The sequence below is a fragment of the Microbacterium sp. C23T genome, from assembly GCF_053345975.1.
On sequence record NZ_JBKFBD010000031.1, the window covers coordinates 1 to 24,763 of the forward strand.

The window sequence follows — 24,763 nt, forward strand, 5'->3', positions numbered from 1 at the left end:
GAAGACCCAGTCGAGCGAGGGCGACCAGTCCTCCGGGCGCGTGCGCGCGGTCTCGGAGTGCCCGGCGGTGCGGCGTGCCGGATCGAGCCACACGGGTTCGATGCCGTCGAGGTCGGTGTCCTCCGCGGTGCCGAGACGCACCTCGGCATCCGCGCCGGACCGGGCGGGGGGGGGGGGGGGGGAGGCGGCGTGGCGGGCGTCGGCGATGATGCCATCGCCGCCGAGTCCGCCGACGACTACCGCGCGCAGTACCACTTCACGGTGCCCGACCACTGGAAGAACGACCCCCAGCGGCCGGTCTTCCTGGACGGCAAGTTCCACTACTACTACCTCTACAACAGCGACTACGACGCGGATCCCGCTGCCAACTTCGGGACGGAGTGGCGGCTCGCGACCTCGTACGACGGGGTCGTCTTCGCCGATCAGGGCGTCGCCGCGCCCAAGAAGACGAACGCGAACTACGACCTCTGGTCGGGGTCGACTGTGGTCGACGAAGCGAACACCGCAGGGTTCGGCGCCGGCGCCGTCGTGATGCTCGTGACGCAGATGGACCATCCGACACCGTCGCAGCAGGCCAACGCCTCGGGGCCGCAGGCGCAGTTCCTCTGGTACTCGACGGACGGCGGTCGCAACTTCCGGCCGTACGGCGACCAGCCCGTCATCCCGAACGGCGGGCGCGCGGACTTCCGCGACCCGAAGGTCGTATGGGATGCCGAGCGCGGCCGCTGGCTCGCACTGATCGCCGAGCGCGACCGGGTGAGCTTCTACACGTCGCCGGATCTGAAGACGTGGTCTCGCACCTGGGAGTACGTGAACCCCGGCATCGGCACGATCGAGTGTCCGGACCTGTTCCGGATCCGCGCCGACGACGGCACCGTGAAGTGGGTGTTCGGCGTCAGCGCGAACGGGTATGCCACCGGGGAGCCGGCGACGTTCGCGTACTGGACGGGCGCGTTCGACGGCACGTCGTTCGCCTTCGACTCGAGCGCTCCGCAGTGGCTCGATCACGGGTTCGACTGGTACGGGGCGGTCACGTGGGAGGATCCCGCCGCGCCGCTGGACCGCCGGTACGCCGTGGGCTGGATGAACAACTGGGACTACGCGCATTCCACCCCGACCTGGACCGCGGACGGCTTCAACGGCACGGACTCGATCACCCGCCAGATCCGCCTCAAGAGGTACGGCTCGACGTTCAGCCTGGTGTCGCAGCCGGTTGCGGCCCTCGCCGACATCGCGACGGCTCGAACGGCGCTCGGCGACGTGACGGTCGACGGATTCCTGCCCCTCGCCTACGAGGGCGACGCGTATCAGATCGAGGCCGACGTGACATGGGAGGCCGCGACCAACATCGGACTGCAGCTGCGACGCTCCGCCGATGGGACGCGCCACGCCGATGTCGGTGTGACCGGCGGGTACGCCTACCTGAACCGCGGCCAGACCGGTCACCCGGCCGGAACCTGGAAGACCGAGAGCCGCACGCCCTTCGCCGGCAGCGCCGGCACGGTGCATCTGCGCATCCTGGTCGACCGCACGACGATCGAGGTCTTCGTCGACGACGGGAGGTACGTGCACTCGAGTCAGGTGTTCGCGCCGCCGGGTGACGACGGTGTCGCGCTGTACACGTCCGGCGGCACGGCCGTGTTCCACGATCTGACCATCACCGAGTTCGGCAGCGTCGTGCAGCGGCCGGCTCGGGTGATCGCCGATTTCGACGGCGCCACGTGGGGTCGGGGATGGACGGCGACGGGCAGCTTCATCGACGCAGGACCGAGCGCGGCCGACCTGCGCGGACAGGTCGGCGCGCGGGTTGCCGACACGTTCGCCGGCGGGGGAGACCCGGCCACCGGCACGATCACCTCACCGGCGTTCACGATCGACAGGAACTTCCTGCACTTCCTCATCGGCGGCGGCGATCACGCGTTGGGCGTGGAACCCGCCACCTCCGTGCAGCTGCTCGTCGACGGGCAGCCGGTCCGGACCGCGACGGGCGCGGACTCGGCGGACCTGCGGCACGTGCAGTGGGACCTCCGCGACCTCGCCGGGCGCACGGCGCAGTTCCAGATCCTGGATGACGCGACCGGACAGTGGGGTCATCTCATGGTCGACCAGGTCGTCCTCGCGGACTGACGGAACGCGGGGATCGCGGATTCTCGAGTCGACTTGAGATATGAGACTCCCAGTCTCTAGTCTGGAATGCGTGCACGAGTCGGGGGGCTCATGCACACCGATCTTGCCGGCGGCCCCATGCCGTTGCGTTCGATCTAGTCGGTGCCGGGTTCTGGGGACCCGGCACCGCGAGTTTCTGCGGAGGCGAAGGGGCCTACCGGACAGCGCGTCGAGGGCGATAATCGAGTGGTGGAGCAACCCGAAGCCCGATCGCGGCGGCCTGCCGGCGAAACGCGCGCCCTCATGCTCGCGGTCGCGGTCGACCGCGTCAAAGAAGAAGGTCTGCTGCTCGACTACGCCAACATCGAGCTCGAGGATCTGATCCGAACGGCCGGCGTGCCGCGCTCGACCGTCTTCCGCATCTGGCCGGACCGCGTGGCGTTCGTCGCCGACCTGGTGCGCGCCCTGTTCGAAGCCGACCCGGGCTTCGACAAGGGGTTCGACGGCGAGACGCTCCACCACCTCGAGGAGGCGGTGGCCGGCGACCCCCAGGCGATGAGCACTCCCGAGTGGCGGCAGATCGCGCTCCGCGAAGCGCTGCGGATCACCGTCTCGCACAACATGACCGCCGTGGAGCACACCGTGGCGTTCCGGGCCTACCGGGCGATGTCGGCCGCGCTCTCCAGCGGCGACGCCGTGCCGGGCGGGGCGGAGGTGCGTGCACTGCTGTCGGAGATCGAGGACCGCTACCTGACCCACATGGCCGAGACGTACCGCGGGCTCAATGCCGCCTTCGGCCTCCGCATGCGCGAGGGCGTCGACGAGCGCGATCTGGCCGTGGCCATCATGGCGATGGTCGACGGCATGAGCGACCACCGCCGCATCAACCCGGCGATGGTCGACGCGCCCCGTGTCACCGCCCTCGGTCCCGAGGGCCCGCGCGACTGGCACCTCGCCGGCATCGCGGTCTACGGCATCTACACCGCGTACACCGAGGCGGTCGAGGCGTAGCGCCCAGCGCTCAGACGCTCGGCGCGCTCCAGCTGAGCGACTCGATGTAGCGCAGCAGCACGCCCTCCCGCAGGGCCCATGGCGAGACCTCGAGCTCGTCCACGTCCATCGCGCGCATCGCCTCGTGCAGCACGACGGCGCCGGCGACGATCTGGAACGTCCGGTCCGGCGTGATGCCGGGAAGCTCCTGACGCGCCGACGCGGGTATGCGAGCCAGGCGCGGGATCCACGAGCCGAGGGACGCGCGGGGGAGCAGCATCCGTTCGATGCCCGACCAGCCCGGAACCGGATAGCCGACCAGCTTCGCGAGCGAGCGGATCGCCTTCGACGAGCCCACGACGTGGTCGGGCTTCGCGAGGGAGCCGAACGACGCCGCGACCGGGGCGAGGGTGGCGCGCGCGTGGTCGCGCAGCTGCTCGACGGCCGCCTCACCCGGCGGGTCGTCCGGAAGGAACTGCACCGTCATGCGCCCCGCGCCGAGGGGGACGGATGCTGCCTGCTCGGGCAGCTCGTCTGCTCCGGCCGCGATCTCGAGCGAGCCGCCCCCGATGTCGAACAGCAGGATCTGCCCGGCCGCCCACCCGAACCAGCGCCGCACCGCGAGGAACGTGTACCGTGCCTCGGTCTCGCCGCCCAGCACCTGGAGCGGCTGGCCCAGCGCCTCTTCGATGAGGGCGATGACTTCCGGGCCGTTCTTCGCCTCGCGCACAGCGCTCGTCGCGGTGGCCAGCAGCTCGTCGACCGATTCGGCCGACGCGATCTTGCGCGCCTCGGTCACCGCGGCGACGAGCGCCGTGACGCCCTCCTCGGTGATGGAGCCGTCGGGCGCGAGGTACCGCATCAGCCGCAGCACCGTGCGCTGACTCGTCGTGGCGAGCGGCCGGCCGCCGGGGCGGACGTCGGCGACCAGCAGGTGGACGGTGTTCGAGCCGATGTCGAGAACTCCGAGGCGCACGCAAGAAGAGTAGCGGCACGACCGGACACACGGATGCCTCGACCCGGCCGGAGCGGCCGGGCCGAGGCATCCGTGTCACGTCTTCTACGCGACGCCGGCGTAGCGGAGCAGGTCGATCATGAGGAAGTCGTCGCCCGTGCGCCCGGGGTCGATCGTCGGGAGGGACGGCTGCCAGTCGGGGTCCTGCGCGAGGTACGAGGCGCGGTCGCCCTGCAGAAGACCGAGGAACACCTCGGCGACGATCCGCGCGCCGACGGGGCCGAGGCGCTCGCCGTCTTCGACGATGTCGGCCTCGCGGAGGATGTAGAACCACAGCGGCGTGCGGTCGTCCATGCCGTACTCCTGGAGGTCGTCGAGGTCTCGCCGCGCGAGCTCGGGCAGGTTCATCGCGCGGGCGACCCGCTGCCCCGACGGCAGCGAGAACGTCAGGTGCCGCAGCAGGTTGCGCTGCGCGAGCGACGCGGGGTTCGTGGCGGCGTCCGGGCGGGCGACGACCGAGCCCGGCAGCGCGAACAGCGCCGACGAGAGGGTCGTGTCGATCTTCTTGTTCGGACGCACGTTGCCGTCGCCGAAGTCGAAGAAGGTCGGCCAGTCGATGAAGCGGCGCGGGGCGCGGCATCCGCCCGAAAGGTCGTCGGGGTCGCCCGCAGGGCCGCCCGTCGGAGTGAAGATCATGCCGAAGAACGGCGTGCCGCCCGGGTTGCCGGTGAAGTTCGCCCGGTACGACGGGCGGATCTGGCTGTGGCCGAACCGGTACGCCGCGACCGAGAACTCGACCGGGATGAACGGCTCGTTGTGCCAGGCGTAGAACTTGCGCCCCTTCTGGAGCACGTCGTCGACGACGGCCGACCCGCAGAGCTTGCGGAGGAACTGCTGCACGACGATCCACTGGTAGTGCCATCGGACGATCCGCTGCGTCTCGGCGAACAGCTCGCCCGGCGCGGTGATCCCGAGGTCGGTGCGGACGTGCTCGGTGACGGCGTTGTGGAACCGGAGCATCGCGGTCTGCAGCTGCGAGACGATGAGGTTCTCGTCGTTGCGGGGATCGCCGATCAGCGCGACGCCCTGTGCGTTGCGAGGGAGGTCCGACTTGCCCGGCGTGCCGCACTCTTCGACGAGCATCGTGACGCCGTGGCCCGCCTGCTGGTCGTAGAGGAACGGTGATGCGTTCGGGCCCGACCCGTACACGTTGTCGAGGCCGAGGCTCGGGGTGCGGAAGTTCGAGATGTACTCGGGATCCGCCTGGCGCTCGAGGCTCGACGTCGGATCGAACGTGATGTCGTGGTCGATGAACTGCCCGAGGAACGTGTCACCCGCGACATGCGTCGTGCTGTTGCGGTTCTGGTGCGACAGGGCGGGGTCGACGATGAGCTGGACCGGCCCGGCCGCGAGATCGTCGCGGGCGTCCATGATCCCCTCCGGCTTCCCGATGTCGAGCAGTGCCGCGCGCACCTCCGGGGTGTCGGCGGCGAACGGCGGCAGCTTGCCGAACATGCGGCCGAAGCGTCCCGAGTCGTAGTACTTCGACCGGGGCGGCACGATGTCGACCGGATACGAGCCGTGGCGGGTCATGATCATCTCCTTCGAACGGACTCCCCCTGCGCGCGAACGCGCACTCTGGGAGAGCGGTCTCCGCTGTCGTGAGATACATCGGCACATGGATGCTGCGCGCCGGTGCCGGCGCGGAGTGCCTGTGGACGCAGCATCCGTCATCTCCCGTGCCAGCGGTTACGATGGGCGCGATGTCCGCCGACGAAGCGACCGCTGTCGCCCCCGCACTCTCGCTGTACCGCGAGATCGACCGAGCCGAGTGGGCCCGCCTGGCGTCGGGCATGACGCAGCCGCTCACCGAGACCGAGATCGTGCAGATCCGCGGGCTCGGGGACCGCCTCGACATGGCCGAGGTCGCGCAGGTGTACGTGCCGCTGTCGCGCTTGCTGTCGCTGTACGCGGAGTCGACGAAGCGCCTCGGCGCGGAGGAGTCCGGGTTCCTCGGCGAGGCGGACTCCACGACCCCGTTCATCGTCGGGGTCGCGGGCTCGGTCGCCGTGGGCAAGTCGACGATCGCGCGCCTGCTGCGTGAGCTGACCTCGCGCTGGCCGGGAACCCCCCGCGTCGAGCTGGTCACGACCGACGGCTTCCTCTATCCGAACGCCGAGCTCGAGCGCCGCGGCCTCATGGAGCGCAAGGGATTCCCCGAGTCGTACGACCGCCGCGCCCTCGTGTCGTTCCTCACCGAGGTGAAGAGCGGCGCCCCCGAGGTGAAGGCGCCGTTCTACTCGCACATGCGGTACGACATCGTGCCCGACGCGGTCGTCACCGTGCGCCGCCCCGACATCGTCATCGTCGAGGGACTCAATGTGCTGCAGCCGCCGCCCACCCCGAACGACGTCGCCGTGAGCGACCTGTTCGACTTCTCGATCTACGTCGACGCGGATGCCTCCCACATCGCGCAATGGTACGTCGACCGCTTCCTCGCCCTGCGCCGGGCCGCGTTCAGCAACCCGAAGTCGTTCTTCAACGTGTTCGCGCAGCTGTCGGACGAGGAAGCGGTGGAGCGCGCGCTCGGCTTCTGGAACTCGATCAACCTGCCGAACCTCGAGGAGAACGTGCTCCCGACGCGCCACCGCGCGAACCTCGTGCTGCAGAAGTCGGCCGACCACACCGTGGAGACGGTGCTCCTGCGCAAGCTTTGACGCGCGTCGGATCAATGCGACGAAGGAGCGTTGATGCGATGCGGGTCAAGGTTGAGCGAGCGAGGAACGAGCGAGACGAAACCCCGCGACGCAGCATCCATCATCGCCGTGATCTGGGGTTGTTGATTCGTAAGGGTTCCTAGCGAAACCCGCCGCCTACCATTGAGCGCATGTGTGGAATCGTCGGATACGTGGGCCCGCGCCAGAGCCAGGCCGTCCTGATCTCGGGACTTTCGCGCCTCGAGTACCGCGGCTATGACTCGGCGGGCATCGCCGTGATCGACGGCGACGGCGGGCTGGGGATGCGCAAGCGCGCCGGCAAGCTGAAGGTGCTGCGCGACGACCTCGCCGCCCACCCGCTCGCCGACGGGACGACCGGCATCGGCCACACCCGCTGGGCGACGCACGGCGGGCCGACCGACGGCAACGCGCACCCGCACCTCGCCGACGACGACCAGCTCGCCGTGATCCACAACGGCATCATCGAGAACTTCTCCGAGCTGAAGGACGAGCTGCTCGCCGATGGGTTCACCTTCCGCAGCGAGACCGACACCGAGGTGGCCGCCGTGCTCCTCGGCCGCGAGTACCGCCGCGCCGGCGACCTCGAAGAGGCCTTCCGCGCCGTCGTCTCGCGCCTCGAGGGCGCCTTCACGCTGCTCGCGATGCACGAGGACCAGCCGGGCCTCGTCGTCGGCGCCCGCCGCAACTCTCCGCTGGTCATCGGCCTCGGTGAGGGGGAGAACTTCCTCGGGTCGGACGTGGCCGCATTCGTCGAGCACACCCGCAACGCCCTCGCGATCGGCCAGGACCAGATCGTCGCCATCACCCCGGACGCCGTGACCGTCACCGACTTCGCCGGCAACCCGGTCGAGGTCGAGCCGTTCGAGGTGACGTGGGATGCCTCCGCCGCCGAGAAGGGCGGCTGGTCGTCGTTCATGGCCAAGGAGATCTCGGAGGAGCCCGAGGCCGTCGCCAACACGCTGCGTGGCCGCGTCCGCGACGGCGAGGTCGTGATCCCGGAGCTCGACGGTCTCGACGAGCTCTTCGCCGGCGTCTCGCGCATCATCGTGATCGCGTGCGGCACCGCGGCGTACGCCGGCCAGGTCGGCAAGTACGCGATCGAGCAGTGGACGCGCATCCCCGTCGACGTCGAGCTCGCGCACGAGTTCCGCTACCGCGACCCGGTGATCGGCCCCGACACCCTCGTCGTCTCGATCAGCCAGTCGGGCGAGACCATGGACACGCTCATGGCCGTCAAGTACGCCCGCGAGCACGGCGCGAAGACGCTGTCGGTCTGCAACACCCAGGGCGCGACGATCCCGCGCGAGTCCGACGCGATCGTCTACACGCACGCCGGCCCCGAGGTCGCGGTCGCGTCGACCAAGGCGTTCGTCGCGCAGATCACGGCGCTGTACCTCATGGCCCTGCACATCGGTCGCGTCCGCGGCGCGATCACCGCGTCGGCCGCGGCCGATCATGTGCGCGAGCTCGAGGCCGTTCCCGCCAAGATCGCGCAGATCCTCGAGCGCGAGCAGCCGCGCATCGAGCAGTTCGCGCACTGGATGGCCGACACGCGTTCGGTGCTCTTCCTGGGCCGCCATGTCGGCTTCCCGATCGCCCTCGAGGGTGCGCTCAAGCTCAAGGAGCTCGCCTACATCCACGCCGAAGGCTTCGCCGCCGGCGAGCTCAAGCACGGACCGATCGCGCTGATCGAGCCCGGCCAGCCCGTGTTCGTCGTGGTTCCGTCGCCCCGCAAGTCGTCGGAGATGCACAAGAAGGTCATCTCGAGCATCGAGGAGATCCGCGCACGCGGCGCCCGCGTCATCGCGATCGCCGAAGAGGGTGACGCGGCGGTGCTGCCCAAGGCCGACGAGGTGCTCCGCATCCCGCTGGCCGGCCCGTTCTTCGAGCCGCTCCTCGCGGTCGTGCCGCTGCACATCTTCGCGATGGGTCTCGCCACGGCCAAGGGCCTCGACGTCGACCAGCCCCGCAACCTCGCGAAGTCGGTCACGGTCGAGTAGCAGCATCCGTTCCGCCGTGCGCTGCGCGGCAGGCGGCGGTGACGCGCCCGCGCGATAGGGTGGCGGATGCTGCGGCTGCAGCACGCAGGAGGACCACATGATCGTCGGTATCGGCGTCGACCTCGTCGACATCCCTCGGTTCGAGCGGACGATCGAACGCACCCCGCAACTGCTGCAGCGCCTCTTCTCTGCGGCGGAGCAGCAGCTCAAGCCGCACTCGCAGGCCGCGCGGTACGCCGCCAAGGAGGCGCTCATCAAGGCGCTCGGCGGCTCCGACGGGGTGCATTGGACCGAGATCGAGATCGCGTCCGAGGCGTCCGGTCGTCCCGTGTTCTCGTTGTGCGGATCGACGGCCGCGGTCGTCGCGGAGCGCGGGATCACGGCGCTGCACCTCTCGCTCTCGCACGACGCGGGACTCGCGACCGCGTATGTCATCGCCGAGGCCGTGCCCGCCGGCGAGTCCGAGGAGAGCGCATGAGCCGCCTCCCGGCCGGAGTCCTGCGCGAGGCCCTGATCGACGTCGGCGCCATCGAGGACAACGTGCGGCACCTCCGCCGGCTCACGGGCTCCGAGGTCATCGCGGTCGTCAAGGCCGACGGATACGGGCACGGCGCGGTGCGATCGGGGCTCGCGGCGCTCGCCGGCGGCGCGTCGCGGCTCGGCGTCTCCGACATCACCGAGGCGCTGGCCCTGCGCCGCGCCGGCATCGACGCGCCGATCGTCGCGTGGCTGCACGCGCCGGCCGCCGACTTCGCCGAAGCCGCCGCGCGGGGGATCGAACTCGGCATCTCGAGCCTCGAGCAGTTGCAGAAGGCGGCGGCGGCAGCATCCGCCGATCGTCCCGTCGGGGTGCACCTGAAGCTGGAGACCGGGCTCTCGCGCAACGGCATCGCGCCCGAGGACTACCGCGTGGTCTTCGCCGAGGCCGCGCGCCTCGAGCGGATCGGCCGCGTCCGCGTCATCGCACTGTTCAGCCACCTCTCCAATGCGTCGACCGAAGACGACCGCGCGGCGCTGCGCGCCTTCGAAGACGGCGTCGCCGCTGCCGCTTCCCTCGGTCTCGCGCCACCGCTGCGGCACATCGCGGCGACGCACGCCGCGATCGACCTTCCCGAATCGCGCCTCGGCTGCGTGCGCATCGGCATCGGCCTCTACGGACTCTCGCCGTTCGACGACCGCTCGTCCGCGGATCTCGGCCTGCGTCCCGCGATGACCCTGCGCGGCGCGGTCGCCGCCGTGCGCCGCGTGCCCGCGGGCAAGGGCGTGTCGTACGGCTACGACTACCGTGCCGAGCGCGACACGACGCTCGCACTCGTGCCCCTCGGCTACGCCGACGGGGTGCCGCGTCAGGCGTCGGGTGCCGGGCCCGTCGTGATCGGCGGACGACGGTTCGCCGTCGCGGGCCGCATCGCGATGGACCAGTTCGTCGTCGACGTGGGAGACGCGCAGGTTTCGGTCGGCGACACGGCGGTGCTGTTCGGAGACCCGACCCTCGGGGCGCCGTCGGCGACCGAGTGGGCGGAGGCCGCGGGCACCATCAACTACGAGATCGTCACGCGCATCGGACCCCGCGTGCCCCGCCGGCAGGTGTCGGAGTGAGCGGGAACGCGGACGACGTCCCGGTTGTTGCACCGGGCGTGGACACCACGGCACAAGGTCTGGACGCACTCGTCGGCACGCGCGAGATCACCTCGCCCGACGCGATGGAGGCACTCGGCGAAGAGATGGGACGGATGCTGCGCCCCGGCGACATGGTGGTGCTCACCGGTCCGCTCGGCGCAGGCAAGACCACGCTCACGCGCGGCATCGGCCGGGGGCTCGACGTACGTGGCCCGATCCAGAGCCCGACGTTCGTGCTCGCCCGGACGCACCCGTCGCTCTCGGGCGGCGCGCCGCTCGTGCACGTGGACGCGTACCGCCTGGGCTCGGCGGCCGAGCTCGACGACCTCGATATCGACTTCGACGGCTCCGTCGTGATCGTGGAGTGGGGTCGGGGCCTGGTCGACGGACTCCGTGAGCGGTGGTGGGAGGTCGAGCTCGAGCGCGAGTGGCACGGCCGCGGCGTCGACAACGCCTGCGGCACCATCGCCCACGAGGCCGACCTCGACGCCGACACCCCCCGCCTGGTGAAGATCACCCGCCACCCCTAGCCGTCGGCGGCTCGGAACGGCCGCCGAGTCGACGCGAGGCGATCGGGCGCGCACTCCTCCCCCTGCCCTCGATTGAGGATGTGTGCCGAGATGCGGATCGCACCGGCGGTTCGGCTCCTCGATTCGGCCCTCGTCCTCGAATGAGGGGGCCGGGAGGGTCGGGCGGAGAGGCTCCCACCGCGCCCGACTACCCTGGAAGGGTGATCCTCGGCATCGACACGTCGCTCGGCTCCGCGGTGGCGGTGGTCGAGCCGGACGGCGTGATCCGCTCCCAGGTCGAGAGCGCAGACCCGCGCGGCCACGCCGAGGTCATCGGCACGCTGATCGAACGGGCGCTGGCGGAGGCATCCATCTCCGCCACAGATGTCACGCATGTCGCCGCGGGTATGGGACCCGGCCCGTTCACGGGGCTGCGGGTGGGCATCGCCGCGGCGCGCACCTTCGCCCTCGGGCGCGGCGTGCCGGTCGTTCCGGTCCCGAGCCACGACGCGGTCGCCCTCGAACTGCTTCTGCACGACGCGCTCACGGGTGGGTACGAGGATGCCGCCGACGAGACGTTCGCCGTCGTCACCGACGCGCGTCGCCGCGAGTTCGCGTACACGCTGTACCGCGGGATCGACGACGACGGGCTGCCGATCCGCGTGGCGGAGTCCGCGCTGACGCCCCGCGACGCCCTCGACGACGTGCTCGCGGACGCCGCGGCCGCACGCCGCGACGCCGACCGCATCCCCGCGGCCATGCTCGCGCTCGCCGCGGCCCGCGCGCTCGTCGCCGGGCGCACGATCGGCCCCGCCGACGCGCTCTACCTGCGCTCGCCCGACGTGACGCTCCCGCACGCACCGAAGCGGGTGGGTTCGTGACCCTCCGCCCCGCGACCGGCGAGGACCTCGCCGCCATCATGACGCTCGAGCGGACGTCGTTCCCGACCGACGCGTGGTCCGAGGCCATGATGCGCGAAGAGCTCGCCTCGCCGCACGGCTGGTACGTCGTCGACGACGAGGCCGGCCGTCTCGTCGGGTACGCGGGACTCCGCGCCGTCGCCGGGGCACGGGATGCCGACATCCAGACCATCGCGATCGCCGAGGTGTCGCGGGGGCGGGGCCGCGGTCGCGCGATGCTGCGGGCGCTGCTGGAGGAGGCCGCGCGCCGCGGCGTGACGGACGTGTTCCTCGAGGTGCGCGCCGACAACCCCGTCGCGCAGGCGCTGTACGTGTCGGAGGGCTTCGCCGAGATCGGCCGCAAGCCCCGGTACTACCAGCCCGACGACGTCGACGCCGTGGTGATGAAGCTCGATCTGCGCGGGTGGGCCCGCGCTTCGACAGGCTCGGCGACCGGATTCGACGGAGGGGTGTGCACGTGAATCGCGCCGAACCGCTGGTGCTGGGCATCGAGACGAGCTGCGACGAGACCGGGATCGGGATCGTGCGCGGTCGCACCCTGCTGTCGAACACGATCGCGAGCTCGATGGACGAGCACGCCCGCTACGGCGGCGTCGTGCCCGAGGTCGCCGCGCGGGCGCACCTCGAGGCGCTGCAGCCGTCGATCGAAGCGGCGCTCGCCGAGTCGGGCGTCGCGCTCGCCGACCTCGACGCCGTGGCCGTCACGAGCGGACCGGGGCTCGCCGGCGCGCTGATGGTCGGCGTGGGCGCCGCCAAGGCGCTGTCGGTCTCGCTCGAGAAGCCGCTCTACGCCGTGAACCACCTCGTCGGGCACATCGCCGCCGACATCCTCGACGCCGACGCGCCGCCGCTCGAGTACCCGACCGTCGCGCTGCTCGTCTCGGGCGGGCACACCTCGCTGCTCCTGGTCCGCGACCTCACCACCGACGTCGAGCTGCTCGGCGAGACGATGGACGACGCCGCCGGCGAGGCCTTCGACAAGGTCGCGCGGCTGCTCGGGCTGCCGTACCCCGGTGGTCCCGAGATCGACCGGGCCGCAGCATCCGGTGATCCGAAGGCGATCCCGTTCCCGCGCGGACTCTCGCGCGCGAGCGACATGGCGAAGCATCGCTACGACTTCTCGTTCTCGGGACTCAAGACGGCGGTCGCCCGTTGGGTCGAGCAACGGGAGGCGGCGGGTGAGCCGGTACCCGTTGCGGATGTCGCTGCGAGCTTCCGCGAGGCCGTCGTCGACGTGCTCGTCACGAAGGCCCTGGCCGCGTGTCGCGACCACGGCGTGCCGCGCCTGCTGCTGGGCGGCGGCGTCATCGCCAACCGCCGGCTGCGTGACGTCGCGCTCGAGCGCGGCGCCGCCGAGGGCGTCACCGTTCGCATCCCGCCGCTGTCGCTGTGCACCGACAACGGCGCGATGATCGCGGCGCTCACCTCCGAGCTCATCATGTCGGGCCGCGCGCCCTCGACCCTCGAGTTCGGCGCCGATTCGACTCTTCCGGTCACGGACATCCAGGTCGCGGAGTCGGCATGACGGACCAACGGATGCCGCAGCCCGGCGACCCCGCCAAGCCCGAGGTCGCGACGCCCGGGACTGATCCGGCCGAAGCCCTCACGGGAGATCCCGACGCCACATCCCGTTCGTTGAGCGAGCGAGGAACGAGCGAGACGAAACGCACCGAGGATCCGGGCGACCTCGACTCGGCGACGTCGGATGCCGCGGCGCGTGTTCCCCCTGAGGCTCCGGCTCGGCCGGCCGGGCCGACAGTGTCTTCCGTGTCACCCGACGTCGACCTCGCGCAGGACGCGTCGCCGCTGCCCGGCGCCCACCGCGGCGGGTTCCAGAGGCTGCCGACGGCACCGGTCGCCGTCACGGTGGAGACCGCACCCGCAGAGCCTGGAGGCGAGTTCACGCCCGACGCCACGTCGTGGACGACGTCGGACTCGGCGTTCCACCGCGGGCTCGCGGGCTGGTCGCTCGGGTTCGCGATCCTCGGGCTCCTGGTGTCGATGTTCGTCGGCTGGGGCTTCCCGATCGGGCTCGTCGCGGTCGTGTCCGCGATCATCGCCCTGCGCCGCCCGCTCGAGAGCCGCGCGGTGGCCGTCTGGGCGATCGTGCTCGGCACGCTGTCGATCCTGTACAGCGCCGGCTGGCTCCTCTACGCCGCGGCGCGCGCCAACATCATCGGCTGATCCGCGTCAGACGCGGTCGGCGAGGATCGCGGTGCGGCGGGTGCCGATCCGCGTGAGGAGGAGGGTCGCGGCCGCCGAGCCGCGGAGCTTCAGGCGGGTGCGGAGGGCGGCGGGGTCGACGTCCACGCCCCGCTTCTTGATCTCGAGTCGGCCGATGTCGCGCTCGCGCAGCGCCTTGCCGAGCGCCTTCTCGTCAGCGGGCAGCACCTCCCGCACGCGGAACGTCGAGACGAATGGCGACGTGAGGGCGGCGTCGGAGGTGAGGTAGGCGATGTGCTCGTCGAGCATCCCCGCCTCGAGGGTGCGTGCGACGTCGCCGATCAGGCGCGCGCGGATGACGGCGCCGTCGGGCTCGTGCAGGAAGGCGCCGAGTTCGCGGGCGGGTTCGTCCGCAGCATCCGTCTCCGCCGTCAGCTCGTGAGCCTGGTCGCCGCGGATGACGAGCGCAGCGCGGCGCACGCCGGGGCGCGCGAGCGCGCCCGACCACAGCACGAGCTCGACCGTGGCGCCGTCCGCGCTCACCCACTGGGCCTCGACCTCGTCGGGGATGAGGTCGCGATCGAGGCCGGGACCGAGCTTCACGCCGACGGGCATGCGACGCGCGAGGTCGAAGACCCAGTCGAGCGAGGGCGACCAGTCCTCCGGGCGCGTGCGCGCGGTCTCGGAGTGCCCGGCGGTGCGGCGTGCCGGATCGAGCCACACGGCTTCGATGCCGTCGAGGTCGGTGTCCTCCGCGGTGCCGAGACGCACCTCGGCATCCGCGCCGAACGGCGCGAGGTTGTAGGCGGCGATGCCGGCGGTCACCTCGTCGGCGTCGACCGCCGTCACGCGCAGGCCGAGCCCGGCGAGGCCGAGGGCGTCCCCGCCGATGCCGCAGCCGAGGTCGGCGACCCGTGTGAAGCCCGCGTCGCGGAACCGCGCCGCATGGCGGGCCGCGATACCGAGGCGCGTCGCCTGTTCGAGCCCGGCGCGGGTGAACAGCATCCGTTCCGCCAGATCGGCGAACTTCGCCCGCGCGCGCGTGCGGAGGCGTGCCTGGCCGACGACCGCCGAGACCAGGTCGGGGGAGTGGCCGTCGCGGCGCAGCCGCGTCACGGTGCGCGCGACGTCGTCGGAGGAGTCCACCGGCGGCATCGCGTCGAGCAGGCGCAGGCCCTCGGGCGTCAGGAGCGCTTCGAGTTCGGAGAGTTCCACCCGCCGAGCCTACGGCGCGGGCGCCCGCGCGGGCACCGCTGACCCCGCAGCTCCCCCCGGAACCCCCATCCGAATCCCCCTCTCATCGGGGGCAAGCCCCGGGAACACCCCCGATGTGCGGGTTCGCCCGCCTCGGGACACTCATCTGGAAGCGGTTTTTCGGCACTCTGAGAGAAGGAAGATCATGGCCGACGACAACAACAACCTGCTGGGGATCCAGACCGTCACGGACGACATCCTGTCGAACAACGATCTCCTCTCGAACAACGACAACTCGACCGACATCGGGGTCGGCATCTCCGACTCGTTCAACGACAACTCGGACAACAGCGACAACTCCGACAACTCGGACAACTCGGACAACAGCGACAACTCCGACAACTCGGACAACAGCGACAACTCGGACAACTCCGACAACAGCGACAACTCGGACAACAGCGACAACTCCGACAACTCGGACAACTCGGACAACTCGGACAACTCCGACAATTCCGACAACTCGGACAACTCGACCCACATCGACGTCGACATCGAGGACGCCTTCAACGACAAGTCGGTCCACGACTCGGCCAACGACTTCTCGGTCAACGCCGGCGTGCGGCAGTACAACGTCGGCTTCGAGGACCTCAACATCATCGGCTCGACCGGTGACGGCGGCGGCGGTGGCGGCGCGGGCTTCGCGGCCCTCGACGACGGCGGCGGCGCGTTCAACCTGTCGATCGACAACCGCTCGACGAACGTCGACAACTCCGTCAACCAGAACATCACGACGGCGTCGGGTTCGGGTGGAGCTGCGTGGGCGATCGGCGCCGACGGCGGGTCCGGCACGGGCGGCCTGGGCACTGGGGGCTCAGGCGGCTCGGGCACGGGCGCGGCAGGCGGTGCGGGCACGGGCGGTTCGGGCTCGGGCGGAACCGCGACGGCAACGGTCGGCCTCGGCGCGGACGCGAACGCCGAAGCCAATGGCACGGGCGGCTCAGGCACGGGCGCGGCAGGAGGCGCCGGCACCGGCGCTGGCGGCGGCGCGGGCACGGGTGGTGCGGGATCGGGCGGCGCGGCCGGCGACACCGGCGCAGCCGGTGGCTGGGCGACCGGTGGAAACGTCACGCAGGTGTTCAGCAACGACAACGTCGTCGCCTCGGGCGACGGGTCGGCCGCAGCCGGCGGAGACGTCAACATCGACAACTCCTCGTTCGAGGTGAACGTCGGCGACGTCAACATCGGCAACACGACCGACTCGTACAACGACGACTACGACTACTCCGACAACTGGACGGTCGACGTCAGCGACGCCTTCAACGACAACTCGGTCGACAACTCTTGGGAAGACGACCACTCGGTGGACGTCGACGTCGAAGACGTGAACCTGCTCAGCCCTGGCGCTGACGCGAACGACTTCGATCTCGATCTCTGAGTCACACCCGAGCGACAGGCCCGGCCGCCCCCACACCGGCGGCCGGGCACGTCGCACGCCGGGGGATGCCCCGGGAATCGGGCTCGGGCTAGAGTCGGAGCGGCGCGAGGGAGGTGCAGGTCATGTCGGACTGGCGGATCCCCGGTGACCCGACGCCCGACGACTCCGTGCCCACAGAGCCCGACGACTGGTCGAGCGCCGCGGACGCAGCGCCGGACCCGTTCGCGGATTCCGCGTTCGCGGACTCGACCGACCCGTTCTCTGCCGAGATCGCCGACGTCGACGCCTCGGATTGGGATGCCGACCTTCTCTGGGGGCCGGACACGCCGGCCGACGGCGGCGACGACCTTCCCTTCTGAGCGCACCGGATCGGCCGCAACCGCACCCGGTGCATCCCTTCGCTCCCTCTGCCAGCATGGGGGAGGGGAGGGGCGCTGACACACGCGACCCTGAGGAGGCCACGATGGCCGCGACTGCCGACCCCGCAGACCGCCCCGGTGCTCTCGCGCCCGCCGCCCGCCGCACCTCCGACCTCATCGAGGTCGCCTCCGGCGTCGAGAAGATCGCGTCCGAGACCGGGCGGGCCGACCTGTTCCGCCGTCTCGAGCAGACCCGGGCGCGCCTGCTCGACCCGGATGTGCGCGTCATCATCGTCGGCGAGTTCAAGCAGGGCAAGAGCAAGCTCATCAACGCCCTGGTCAACGCCCCCGCCTGCCCCGTCGACGACGACATCGCGACGAGCGTGTCGACCTCCGTCGGCTACGCGGCGGAGCCGTCGGCATCCGTGCTCATCAGGGAGACGGATGCCGCGGACGCGGTCGAACGGCGCACCATCCCCCTCTCATCCGTGGCCGAGTACGTCTCCGAACGCGGCAACCCGGGCAACGAACGCCGGATCGTGTCGGCGGAGGTGCTGCTGCCGCGCGAGATCCTCAAGGGCGGGCTCAAGCTCGTCGATTCGCCCGGTGTCGGCGGCCTCGAGTCGTTCAACGCCCTCAGCACGCTGTCGGCGCTGTCGACGGCGCACGCGGTGCTGCTCGTCTCGGATGCGTCGCAGGAGTACACCGAGCCCGAGATGCAGCTGCTCAAGCACGCGATGCGCATCTCGCCGAACGTCGCCGCGGTGCTCGCCAAGACCGACCTCTACCCGTCGTGGCGTGAGATCGAGTCAATCGACAAGGGGCACCTCGAGGGAATCGGCGATGTGCCGCTCTACTCCGTCTCCAGCGACTTGCGCCTGCTCGCCGCGGAACTGCAGGACGGCACGCTCAACGACGAATCGGGCTTCCCGGCGCTCGTCGCGCACCTGAGGCGCGACGTGCTCGCCCAGGCGGAGCTGATCCACGAGCGCAGCGCGGTGCACGATCTGACCTCGGTCGTCGAGCAGCTCGCGATGTCGCTGCGCACCGAGCTGAGCACGATCCTCAACCCCGAGGGCACGCCGCAGATGATCGCCCGGCTCGAGGAGGCGAAGGCGCGCGCCGACGAGTTCCGCAGCCGCTCGGCGCGATGGCAGGTGACCCTGACCGACGGCATCGCCGACCTCATCGCCGACATGGAGCACGATCTGCGCGATCGGCTGCGCAAGGTTCAGCGCGAGGCCGAGAACGCGATCGAGGACGGCGACCCCGGGCCCATCTGGGACCAGTTCTCGGAGTGGCTGAGCCAGCGCGTGGTCGCGGCGGTGTCGGAGACCTTCGTCTGGACCGACGAACGCTCCAAGTGGCTGTCGGAGGAGGTCGCGCAGCTCTTCGCCGAGGGGGAGCTCTCGTTGCCGCACATCGACGTGGGCGACACGCGGGGCGTGATGGATCCGGTCGAAGAGCTCGCCGGCCTCGACCCCGGACGCATGAACGCCGCCGAGCGCATATACATCGGCGTGCGCGGCTCGTACGGCGGGGTGCTCATGGTGGGGCTCGCCACGGGCCTCGTCGGGCTGTCGCTCATCAACCCGTTCTCCCTGCTGGCGGGTGTGCTCGTCGGGCGCCGCGCCTACCGCGAAGACATGTCGGCGCGGCTGTCGCGCCGGCAGCACGAGGCGAAGACCCTCGTGCGCCGGTACATCGACGAAGTCAGCTTCCAGGTCGGCAAGCAGCTCAAGGACCGCCTGCGGCTCGTCCAGCGCGCGGGACGCGACCACTTCGGCGCCATCGCCGACGAGCTGCACCGGTCACTGACCGACGCCCTCAACGCGGCGAAGCAGTCCGCGGTCACCTACACCTCGCAGCGCGACGAGCGCGTCGCCCAGCTGCGCGCACAGCTCGGGCGTCTCGAGACCTTCGGCAAGGCGATCCCTCCGCTGCCGAAGGGGGAGACGCGGGCGGTGACACCCGCGCCCCCGCGGCCGGCTGTGACGCCGGCGGCTTCGCCGCACGAGCCGCAGCCCGCGGCGGCCGACCGGTGAGCACGTCGATGCGGGAGGACGCACGGGCGCTGCTGGCCGAGGCACGTGACGCGTACGGCGGCGATGCGACCGCGCTGGGCGTGCTCGACGAGCTCGACCGGCGTCTCGCCGAGCCCCTGCGGCTCGCGCTCGCCGGCATGGTCAAGGCGGGCAAGTCGACGCTCCTCAACGCGATGCTGGGCGAGCAGATCGCCCCCACCGATGCCGGCGAGTGCACGAAGGTCGTCACCTGGTACCGCTACTCGATGACACCGACGATCACGCTGCACCTGCGGACCGGAGAGACCCGTCGGATGCCCGTGCGTCGCGATGACGGCCGCCTCGTCCTGGACCTCGGCGACACCGCCGCGGAGGACGTCTCGTGGATCGACGTCGGATGGCCGTTGGATGCCTTGAAATCGGTGATCCTCATCGACACCCCCGGCATCGCGTCGCTGTCGGCCTCGACCTCCGCGCGCGCGGCGACCTTCCTCGCGCCCGAGGAGTCCGCCTCCGGAGCGGACGCCGTCGTCTACCTCCTCCGCCATCTGCATCCGTCGGACGTGAAGTTCCTGGAGGCGTTCCGCGACACCGCCGCGGGCGCCGCACAGACGATCTGCGCCGTCGGCGTGCTGTCGCGCGCCGACGAGATCGGGTCGGGCCGCATCGATTCCCTCCTCTCAGCGGGGAAGGTCGCGCGGCGCTACGCGCGGGACAGTTCGCTCGCGTCGCTGCTCCTGGGGGTGATCCCCGTCGCCGGGCTCCTCGCTGAGGGGGCGCGCACACTGCGCGAACGGGAGTACGCCGCGTTCCGGGAGCTTGCCGCTCTCGAGCGGGCCGACCGGGAGCGGCTCCTGGTGTCGGCGGACCGGTTCGTCCGCGACACCGCGCTCACGACCCTCGGCGCCGACGAGCGCACCGCCCTGCTGGAGCGGTTCGGCATCTTCGGCGTGCGGCTGGCGACCGCGCTCATCCGGGGAGGGGCGCGTTCTTCGTCCGACCTGTCGCGCGAGCTGGTCGAGCAGAGCGGCCTCATCCCGCTGCAGCAGTTCGTCCGCGATCAGTTCCGCACCCGCGAGGCGACGCTCAAGGTCCGCGGTGTGCTCCTCGGGCTCGAGCGGCTCATCGACGAGCGCCCGGTCGCCGGTGCCGTCGTCATCCGCGCCGGCATCGAGCGGCTGTCGGCCGGCGCCCACGCCCTGCGCGAGCTCTCGCTGCTCGCGACGGCCCGCGCCGAGGGGCTGCCGCTCGCGGGACCCGACGCGGCGCAGGCCGTCGCGATCATCGGCGGCGATGGGACGCCAGCGACGACGCGGTTGGGGCTCCCGGAGGACGCGGGAGCGGAGGCCGTGCGACAGCGCGCCCTCGCGCAGCTCGACCACTGGCGGCGGCTGAGCGACTCGCCGCTCACCGACCGCGCCGCGGTCGCGGTGTGCCGCGTCGTGATCCGCAGCCTGGAGGCGATCGTGTCAGAAATCCCCGAGGGTGGGGGGGTCGGCACCGTGGCGGACGTCGTGACGCCGGGCGGACCAGGCGATCGCTCGGGGGAGCGCGCTGATGAGCAGAGCGAGCGCGACGAGTCCGCATTGTCCGGCGAGCACGGGAAAGAGCGGCTCGCCGCGCTCGCCGATCGCGACGACCTCTGACGCCAGCAGCACCACGATCGCCTGCAGCAGCAGGGTGCCCAGCTGCCACCACCGCACATGAGGCTTGCGGCTCATGAATGACACGAGCAGCGTGACCTGGGTCAGCAACAGCGCCACCAGCGTGCCGAACACCGACCAGAAGATGATGTCGGCCGCCGTCGTGTAGGTCTCGTCGCTCCGGCCCTCCGTGACGCCACGCACGACATCGGCCATCAGGGGCAGCTGCGTCTCGCGGATCACGAACATGTAGACGATCGCGAACGCGCCGACCGCGAAGCTCAGGATCCAGCAGAACTGGCTCAGCCTCACCGAGAACGGCGGCGTCAGCTTCACGATCACCGGCGCCGTGCTCGGTCGCGCGACAGGTGGGCGCTCCGGCGCGGGCCGCGCCGGACCGGAGGCCGGCGAGGACGACGCCGCGGGCGCGCCGGGCGGAGGAGTCGTCGGGTCGGTCACGGCCGGATTGCTCATTGATCCTCGAGCGGCTCGTCGGGATATGCCTCGGGCTCAGGCGGCGTCAGCGGCTCCGCGGCGTCCACGCCCGACGTGTCCGTCATGTCCGCCATGAGCGGTGCCGCGTCCTCCGCCGGTGCGGGCTCGGCGGGCGCCGGTGCGTCCGTCGCCGCGGTGGCAGCGGCATCCGCTGCCGTGTCCACCGCGTCGGTCACCTGCGACAGGCCGTCGTCGAGCGCGGGATCCGCGAGGACGGATGCTGCGGCATCCGACTCCGCCCCGTCGCCGTCGGTCGCATCGGCGTCGACGGGTGCGTCGGCCTCGTCGTCGGCGTCGCCGGTCGCAGTGGTGTTGTGGCTGCCGGTGGTGTTGCCGACCGCGACGTCGCCGACGCCGATCGTCGTCTCAGACTCGTCGACGAGGACGTCGTCGCCCGCGGCCACGGATCCGTCGCCCGCGGCGATGACCGCGCTCTGGTCGAAGATCTGGGTCACGTCACCGCCCTGCGTCCAGATGTTCTGATTCGTGGACTGGTCGACGATGGTCGAGCGCGCGTCGATCGTCGTGAACTGGTTGATGATGCGCGAGATCTCGCGGATCGTCTCGGTGTCGGTCGTGTGAGTGGAGGGTTCTGGGACGGTGTCCCTCGCGACGCTGTGCTGATTCGACGCCGGCCGCGGCGCCACCGAGGGGTGGTCGACGATGACGGGCGCCACGCTGCGCACGTCGGCGGCACAGGCGCCCTGCAGTCCCCGTGCGGCCATCGCGGCGCCGGGGTCGTCGTTGAACTCCTCCACCGCGTTCGGATCGCGCAGCAGGCTCAGGATGAACGCGATCAGCGCATCCGCGACCGTCTCGATCGGCGTAGTCATGGTCCCCTCCAGCGTCGGGTGGTTGCGGCACAGGTGTCCGCAATACTGAACGTCTTGCTCACGGTATTCAGATGTCGTGGGGTCGGCATCGGGGCTAACCCCTATGGCGTCACGCGGCCCGATGGGGGTCCGCGTCGGTCTCGGTGTCCGGAGCGTCCGCCGTCGTGGCGGTTTCGCTCATGAGCAGGCGCAGCTTCGCGATCACGTCCGAGCGCGACGTCGCGCCCAGGCGGCGGCGGATGTGCGCGATGTGGTGCTCGGCGGTGCGCGGCGAGATGAAGATGGCCTCGCCGATCTCTGCGTAGGTCTTGCCCTGCAGCACGAGCCGCGCGACTTCGCGCTCGCGCTCGCTGAGCACCTCGGCGGCCGGCGACGCGTCGCTCTCGGCGCGTGCGGCGGGCTCGCCGGACGCGGGCGCCGTGGTCCGCTCCAGCTCGATCGGATGCAGCTCCCGTGCCCGGGCCAGCAGCCGCGCGCTCACGCGCCGATCCGTCGAGCGTGCGGCTCCGTGACCGGCCAGGCGCGCAGCATCCCATGCCATTCCGTACGAGGCGAGCTGCTGGGCGGCCGCTTCCACGGCGTCGGGGTCGACGGTGCCCGCGAGCACCGACGTCCAGATGCGGCCCGCCTTCGCCATCGCTGCCGCCACGGCGCTGTGGTGGCCGGCGGCGACGAGGGCGTGCGCGTGCGGGATCAGCTCATCCGGACGACCGAGAAGGATGCTGCGCTGCACGCCCGCCCATCGCACGGCCGCCGTCCACAGCGGCGACCCCCCGAGCCCGTCCGCGACCTCCAGAGCCCGCTCCAGGGCCTGCGCGGCGCGATCGGCGTCGCCGGTCTTCGCGGCCGCGCACACGAGCTCGGTCAGGGGCAGGAAGAGGAAGGCGTCCACGTCGACGCGGAGGAGCGCGGTGTGGGCCGAGCGCCAGGCAGCGGCGAGATCGGCGGCGTCGCCGTATCGGCGCGCGAGCGCCACCTCCACCGCCCGCGCGAGGAGCCGGTCGCGGGGCGAGCGCGCGCCCGGCTGGGTTTCGGCCTGCGCCAGCGCGAGGCGTGCGTCGTGCGGGCGCACGCGCTGCACGGCGATCCACGCGCGCCACAGCAGGAGCCGCGGGCGCGCCCACTGCCCGCCGTGCCCGCCCGCGATCGCATCGTCGACGACGGACTGCGCCGTGACGGTGTCGCCGAGGTTGAGCGCGACGATCGCGGCGATCACCGCGGGCGGCTCGGCGATCGGCGCCGACGTGCGTGCGGACGTGTACATCTCGGACGCCCGGATGAGGTCGACGAGCACCGTGTCCGTCGCGTCGGCGGCGAGCGTCGCGCGGACGCCCCGGTCGACGAGGCTCATCGCGGTGCCGAGGGTCGACGGCATGGCGGGGAGCCCGTCGGGCTCCGTCTTCGCGGCGGCGAGGGCGGCGCCGTCGCCGACGCCCAGCGCCGCGATGGTCGCGCGGGCCGATGCGGTCGCGGTCTGGGGTGGCATCGCGCGGTAGGTCGCAGCGCTCTGGGTGAGCATGCCCCGTGCGGCCCAGACGGCCGCGGCGAGGTCGGTGAGGGGCTCGGCATGCTCGGGGGCACCCGCGTCGCCGGTGCCGGGCTCTTCGCCCGCCCGGGTGCGCGCGGCTTCGGTGAGGACTGACGCCTCGTCGAGATCGCCGACGGCCCAGGCCGCCTGCGCGCGGCGTTCGAGAACCGCCGTCGTCTGAAGACCGGCATCCCAGGCCGCCTGGTACAGCTCGCGTGCCCGCTCAGGGTGGGTCTCGAGCAGCCGGTCGCCCTGGTCGGCCAGCGCGGCACCGAGCCCGGGTGTGTGCAGGCGCGACAGCATCGCGGCGTAGTCCGGGTCGTCGCTCGCGACGGCGAGGGTGAGGCCGTCGCCGAGCTCCGCCGTCAGCAGGGCGATGGTCTGCGCCGACGCCGCGGACCGCACGGCCGAGCGCACCGCCGGCGCCGCGCGTCCGCCGCGTAGCAGCAGCCCCTCCGCGTAGGCGCGGAGGGCGAGTTCGTCATCCCTCTCGTCGTCCGCCGGCGAATGGCCGTGGGCCGCGACGAGGCAGCGGCGCTCGACGAAGGTGCGGATGTCGCCGTCGACGGTCTCGAGCCGGTGCGCGACGCGGTCGTCGAGCACGCGCGACAGCGCACGATGGGAGGCGTCGTCGACGCAGTCGCGCTCGTCGTGGGCGGCGATGGCCTCGGCGACGAGCCACGAGACCCCGTCCGTGACCTCGAGGATGCGGTCCACGCACGCCGTCGGGATCGACAGCCGGCGTGTCTCCAGATCATCGAGCACGTCCGAGCGCGAGACGTGCCCCAGGACGATCGCGGGCTGCGTGTGCTCGAGCAGGCGCGCGATGGTGACGGTGGCATCCGTCGTCGGCCAGGGCCTGCTCGCGACGATGAGACCCGCGTCGGGGTCGTCGGCCCGACGGCGCACCGCGGCGAGCAATTCCGGTCGCAGCAGGTGCAGGTCGTCGACGAGGAGCACGTGCGCCGCGGGAAGACGGACGATCTCACCCGCGGTGTCCGGCATCGCCGCGACGTCGCGCTCGCCGGCGGCGAGGGCGTCCTGCAGGCGCTGCAGCAGCGCGGTCTTGCCGGAGCCTGCCGTGCCCACCACCAGCGCACGCGGTGCGCGCCCCGCCCGTGAGGCCAGCGCGTCCACGACGGGCCGGAGGCGCCGGGGGAGGCCGGGTGCACCACTGCGAGCGGCCGTGGTGGCCGGGCGATCTGTCGCGAGAAGCATGTCGAACCCTTGCGTGTCGTGTGTCTCTCCCGC

Annotated in this window: 20 protein-coding genes; 15 read left to right on the forward strand and 5 right to left on the reverse strand. The window is 71.6% G+C overall.

Annotated elements, in window-relative coordinates; translation table 11 throughout:
- Positions 1 to 189 precede the first annotated feature (189 nt).
- Positions 190 to 2,127, forward strand: a complete 1,938-nt coding sequence (locus ACLBXX_RS16420) for a glycoside hydrolase family 32 protein (protein WP_447658918.1) — start codon at positions 190 to 192, stop codon at positions 2,125 to 2,127.
- A 228-nt stretch (positions 2,128 to 2,355) separates the two neighbouring features.
- On the forward strand, positions 2,356 to 3,117 hold the full coding sequence (locus ACLBXX_RS16425; protein WP_447658919.1) for a hypothetical protein: 762 nt from the start codon (positions 2,356 to 2,358) through the stop codon (positions 3,115 to 3,117).
- Between the two features lie 10 nt (positions 3,118 to 3,127).
- Here the strand turns inward: ACLBXX_RS16425 and ACLBXX_RS16430 are convergent, their stop codons facing one another.
- The gene (locus tag ACLBXX_RS16430) at positions 3,128 to 4,072 is read right to left on the reverse strand and encodes a Ppx/GppA phosphatase family protein (protein ID WP_387144358.1); all 945 of its coding nucleotides are present in this window, start codon (positions 4,070 to 4,072) and stop codon (positions 3,128 to 3,130) included.
- A gap of 84 nt (positions 4,073 to 4,156) precedes the next feature.
- The gene (locus tag ACLBXX_RS16435) at positions 4,157 to 5,644 is read right to left on the reverse strand and encodes a peroxidase family protein (protein WP_447658920.1); all 1,488 of its coding nucleotides are present in this window, start codon (positions 5,642 to 5,644) and stop codon (positions 4,157 to 4,159) included.
- 170 nt (positions 5,645 to 5,814) lie between these two features.
- Here ACLBXX_RS16435 and coaA point away from each other — a divergent pair, with 170 nt between their 5' ends.
- From coaA to ACLBXX_RS16480, 9 genes are all read left to right on the forward strand, one after another.
- Positions 5,815 to 6,768, forward strand: a complete 954-nt coding sequence (gene coaA, locus ACLBXX_RS16440; protein WP_447658921.1) for a type I pantothenate kinase — start codon at positions 5,815 to 5,817, stop codon at positions 6,766 to 6,768.
- 170 nt (positions 6,769 to 6,938) lie between these two features.
- Positions 6,939 to 8,789: a glutamine--fructose-6-phosphate transaminase (isomerizing) gene (gene glmS / locus ACLBXX_RS16445; RefSeq protein ID WP_447658922.1), complete on the forward strand. Its 1,851-nt coding sequence runs from the start codon at positions 6,939 to 6,941 to the stop codon at positions 8,787 to 8,789.
- Positions 8,790 to 8,886: 97 nt separating this feature from the next.
- Positions 8,887 to 9,267, forward strand: a complete 381-nt coding sequence (locus ACLBXX_RS16450) for a holo-ACP synthase (RefSeq protein WP_447658923.1) — start codon at positions 8,887 to 8,889, stop codon at positions 9,265 to 9,267.
- Positions 9,264 to 10,388, forward strand: a complete 1,125-nt coding sequence (alr, locus tag ACLBXX_RS16455) for an alanine racemase (RefSeq protein WP_447658924.1) — start codon at positions 9,264 to 9,266, stop codon at positions 10,386 to 10,388. The genes ACLBXX_RS16450 and alr overlap by 4 nt, the downstream gene beginning before the upstream one ends.
- Positions 10,389 to 10,492: 104 nt before the next feature.
- Positions 10,493 to 10,939 (forward strand): tRNA (adenosine(37)-N6)-threonylcarbamoyltransferase complex ATPase subunit type 1 TsaE, encoded by a 447-nt coding sequence (gene tsaE / locus ACLBXX_RS16460; RefSeq protein ID WP_447658955.1) that lies wholly within the window; start codon positions 10,493 to 10,495, stop codon positions 10,937 to 10,939.
- A 200-nt stretch (positions 10,940 to 11,139) separates the two neighbouring features.
- Positions 11,140 to 11,799 carry a tRNA (adenosine(37)-N6)-threonylcarbamoyltransferase complex dimerization subunit type 1 TsaB gene (gene tsaB / locus ACLBXX_RS16465; RefSeq protein WP_447658925.1) on the forward strand — a complete coding sequence of 220 codons (660 nt, stop codon included), beginning with the start codon at positions 11,140 to 11,142 and terminating at the stop codon, positions 11,797 to 11,799.
- Complete coding sequence (gene rimI / locus ACLBXX_RS16470; RefSeq protein WP_387144336.1) at positions 11,796 to 12,299, forward strand: ribosomal protein S18-alanine N-acetyltransferase; 504 nt, start codon at positions 11,796 to 11,798, stop codon at positions 12,297 to 12,299. Before tsaB ends, rimI begins: the two co-directional genes overlap by 4 nt.
- Positions 12,296 to 13,363: a tRNA (adenosine(37)-N6)-threonylcarbamoyltransferase complex transferase subunit TsaD gene (gene tsaD, locus ACLBXX_RS16475; RefSeq protein WP_447658926.1), complete on the forward strand. Its 1,068-nt coding sequence runs from the start codon at positions 12,296 to 12,298 to the stop codon at positions 13,361 to 13,363. Before rimI ends, tsaD begins: the two co-directional genes overlap by 4 nt.
- Entirely contained in the window at positions 13,360 to 14,022 is a 663-nt protein-coding gene (locus ACLBXX_RS16480; protein ID WP_447658927.1) for a hypothetical protein, read from the forward strand. The genes tsaD and ACLBXX_RS16480 overlap by 4 nt, the downstream gene beginning before the upstream one ends.
- Before the next feature lie 6 nt (positions 14,023 to 14,028).
- On the opposite strand, the gene ACLBXX_RS16485 is transcribed toward ACLBXX_RS16480, so the two are convergent.
- On the reverse strand, positions 14,029 to 15,216 hold the full coding sequence (locus ACLBXX_RS16485) for a THUMP-like domain-containing protein (RefSeq protein WP_447658928.1): 1,188 nt from the start codon (positions 15,214 to 15,216) through the stop codon (positions 14,029 to 14,031).
- Positions 15,217 to 15,400: 184 nt separating this feature from the next.
- Between ACLBXX_RS16485 and ACLBXX_RS16490 the strand changes: the two genes are divergently transcribed.
- The 4 genes from ACLBXX_RS16490 to ACLBXX_RS16505 all read left to right on the forward strand — a co-directional run bounded on the left by ACLBXX_RS16490 (position 15,401) and on the right by ACLBXX_RS16505 (position 20,659).
- Positions 15,401 to 16,630 carry a hypothetical protein gene (locus tag ACLBXX_RS16490; protein WP_447658929.1) on the forward strand — a complete coding sequence of 410 codons (1,230 nt, stop codon included), beginning with the start codon at positions 15,401 to 15,403 and terminating at the stop codon, positions 16,628 to 16,630.
- Between the two features lie 122 nt (positions 16,631 to 16,752).
- Positions 16,753 to 16,989 (forward strand): hypothetical protein, encoded by a 237-nt coding sequence (locus ACLBXX_RS16495; protein ID WP_447658930.1) that lies wholly within the window; start codon positions 16,753 to 16,755, stop codon positions 16,987 to 16,989.
- A gap of 104 nt (positions 16,990 to 17,093) precedes the next feature.
- A complete protein-coding gene (locus ACLBXX_RS16500) occupies positions 17,094 to 19,034 on the forward strand; it encodes a dynamin family protein (RefSeq protein ID WP_447658931.1) in 1,941 nt (646 codons plus the stop codon).
- Positions 19,031 to 20,659, forward strand: a complete 1,629-nt coding sequence (locus tag ACLBXX_RS16505; RefSeq protein WP_447658932.1) for a dynamin family protein — start codon at positions 19,031 to 19,033, stop codon at positions 20,657 to 20,659. Before ACLBXX_RS16500 ends, ACLBXX_RS16505 begins: the two co-directional genes overlap by 4 nt.
- 467 nt (positions 20,660 to 21,126) lie before the next feature.
- On the opposite strand, the gene ACLBXX_RS16510 is transcribed toward ACLBXX_RS16505, so the two are convergent.
- Positions 21,127 to 21,984, reverse strand: a complete 858-nt coding sequence (locus ACLBXX_RS16510) for an IniB N-terminal domain-containing protein (protein WP_447658933.1) — start codon at positions 21,982 to 21,984, stop codon at positions 21,127 to 21,129.
- A gap of 109 nt (positions 21,985 to 22,093) precedes the next feature.
- Complete coding sequence (locus ACLBXX_RS16515) at positions 22,094 to 24,730, reverse strand: LuxR C-terminal-related transcriptional regulator (RefSeq protein ID WP_447658934.1); 2,637 nt, start codon at positions 24,728 to 24,730, stop codon at positions 22,094 to 22,096.
- Between the last annotated feature and the right edge of the window lie 33 nt (positions 24,731 to 24,763).

Coding starts and splice junctions, on each gene's coding strand:
- ACLBXX_RS16435 (WP_447658920.1), bottom strand. CDS start 5,644: ATGACCCGCCACGGCTCGTATCCGGTCGACATCGTGCCGCCCCGGTCG.
- coaA (WP_447658921.1), top strand. CDS start 5,815: ATGTCCGCCGACGAAGCGACCGCTGTCGCCCCCGCACTCTCGCTGTAC.
- glmS (WP_447658922.1), top strand. CDS start 6,939: ATGTGTGGAATCGTCGGATACGTGGGCCCGCGCCAGAGCCAGGCCGTC.
- ACLBXX_RS16450 (WP_447658923.1), top strand. CDS start 8,887: ATGATCGTCGGTATCGGCGTCGACCTCGTCGACATCCCTCGGTTCGAG.
- alr (WP_447658924.1), top strand. CDS start 9,264: ATGAGCCGCCTCCCGGCCGGAGTCCTGCGCGAGGCCCTGATCGACGTC.
- tsaE (WP_447658955.1), top strand. CDS start 10,493: ATGGAGGCACTCGGCGAAGAGATGGGACGGATGCTGCGCCCCGGCGAC.
- ACLBXX_RS16480 (WP_447658927.1), top strand. CDS start 13,360: ATGACGGACCAACGGATGCCGCAGCCCGGCGACCCCGCCAAGCCCGAG.
- ACLBXX_RS16490 (WP_447658929.1), top strand. CDS start 15,401: ATGGCCGACGACAACAACAACCTGCTGGGGATCCAGACCGTCACGGAC.
- ACLBXX_RS16495 (WP_447658930.1), top strand. CDS start 16,753: ATGTCGGACTGGCGGATCCCCGGTGACCCGACGCCCGACGACTCCGTG.
- ACLBXX_RS16500 (WP_447658931.1), top strand. CDS start 17,094: ATGGCCGCGACTGCCGACCCCGCAGACCGCCCCGGTGCTCTCGCGCCC.
- ACLBXX_RS16510 (WP_447658933.1), bottom strand. CDS start 21,984: ATGACTACGCCGATCGAGACGGTCGCGGATGCGCTGATCGCGTTCATC.
- ACLBXX_RS16515 (WP_447658934.1), bottom strand. CDS start 24,730: ATGCTTCTCGCGACAGATCGCCCGGCCACCACGGCCGCTCGCAGTGGT.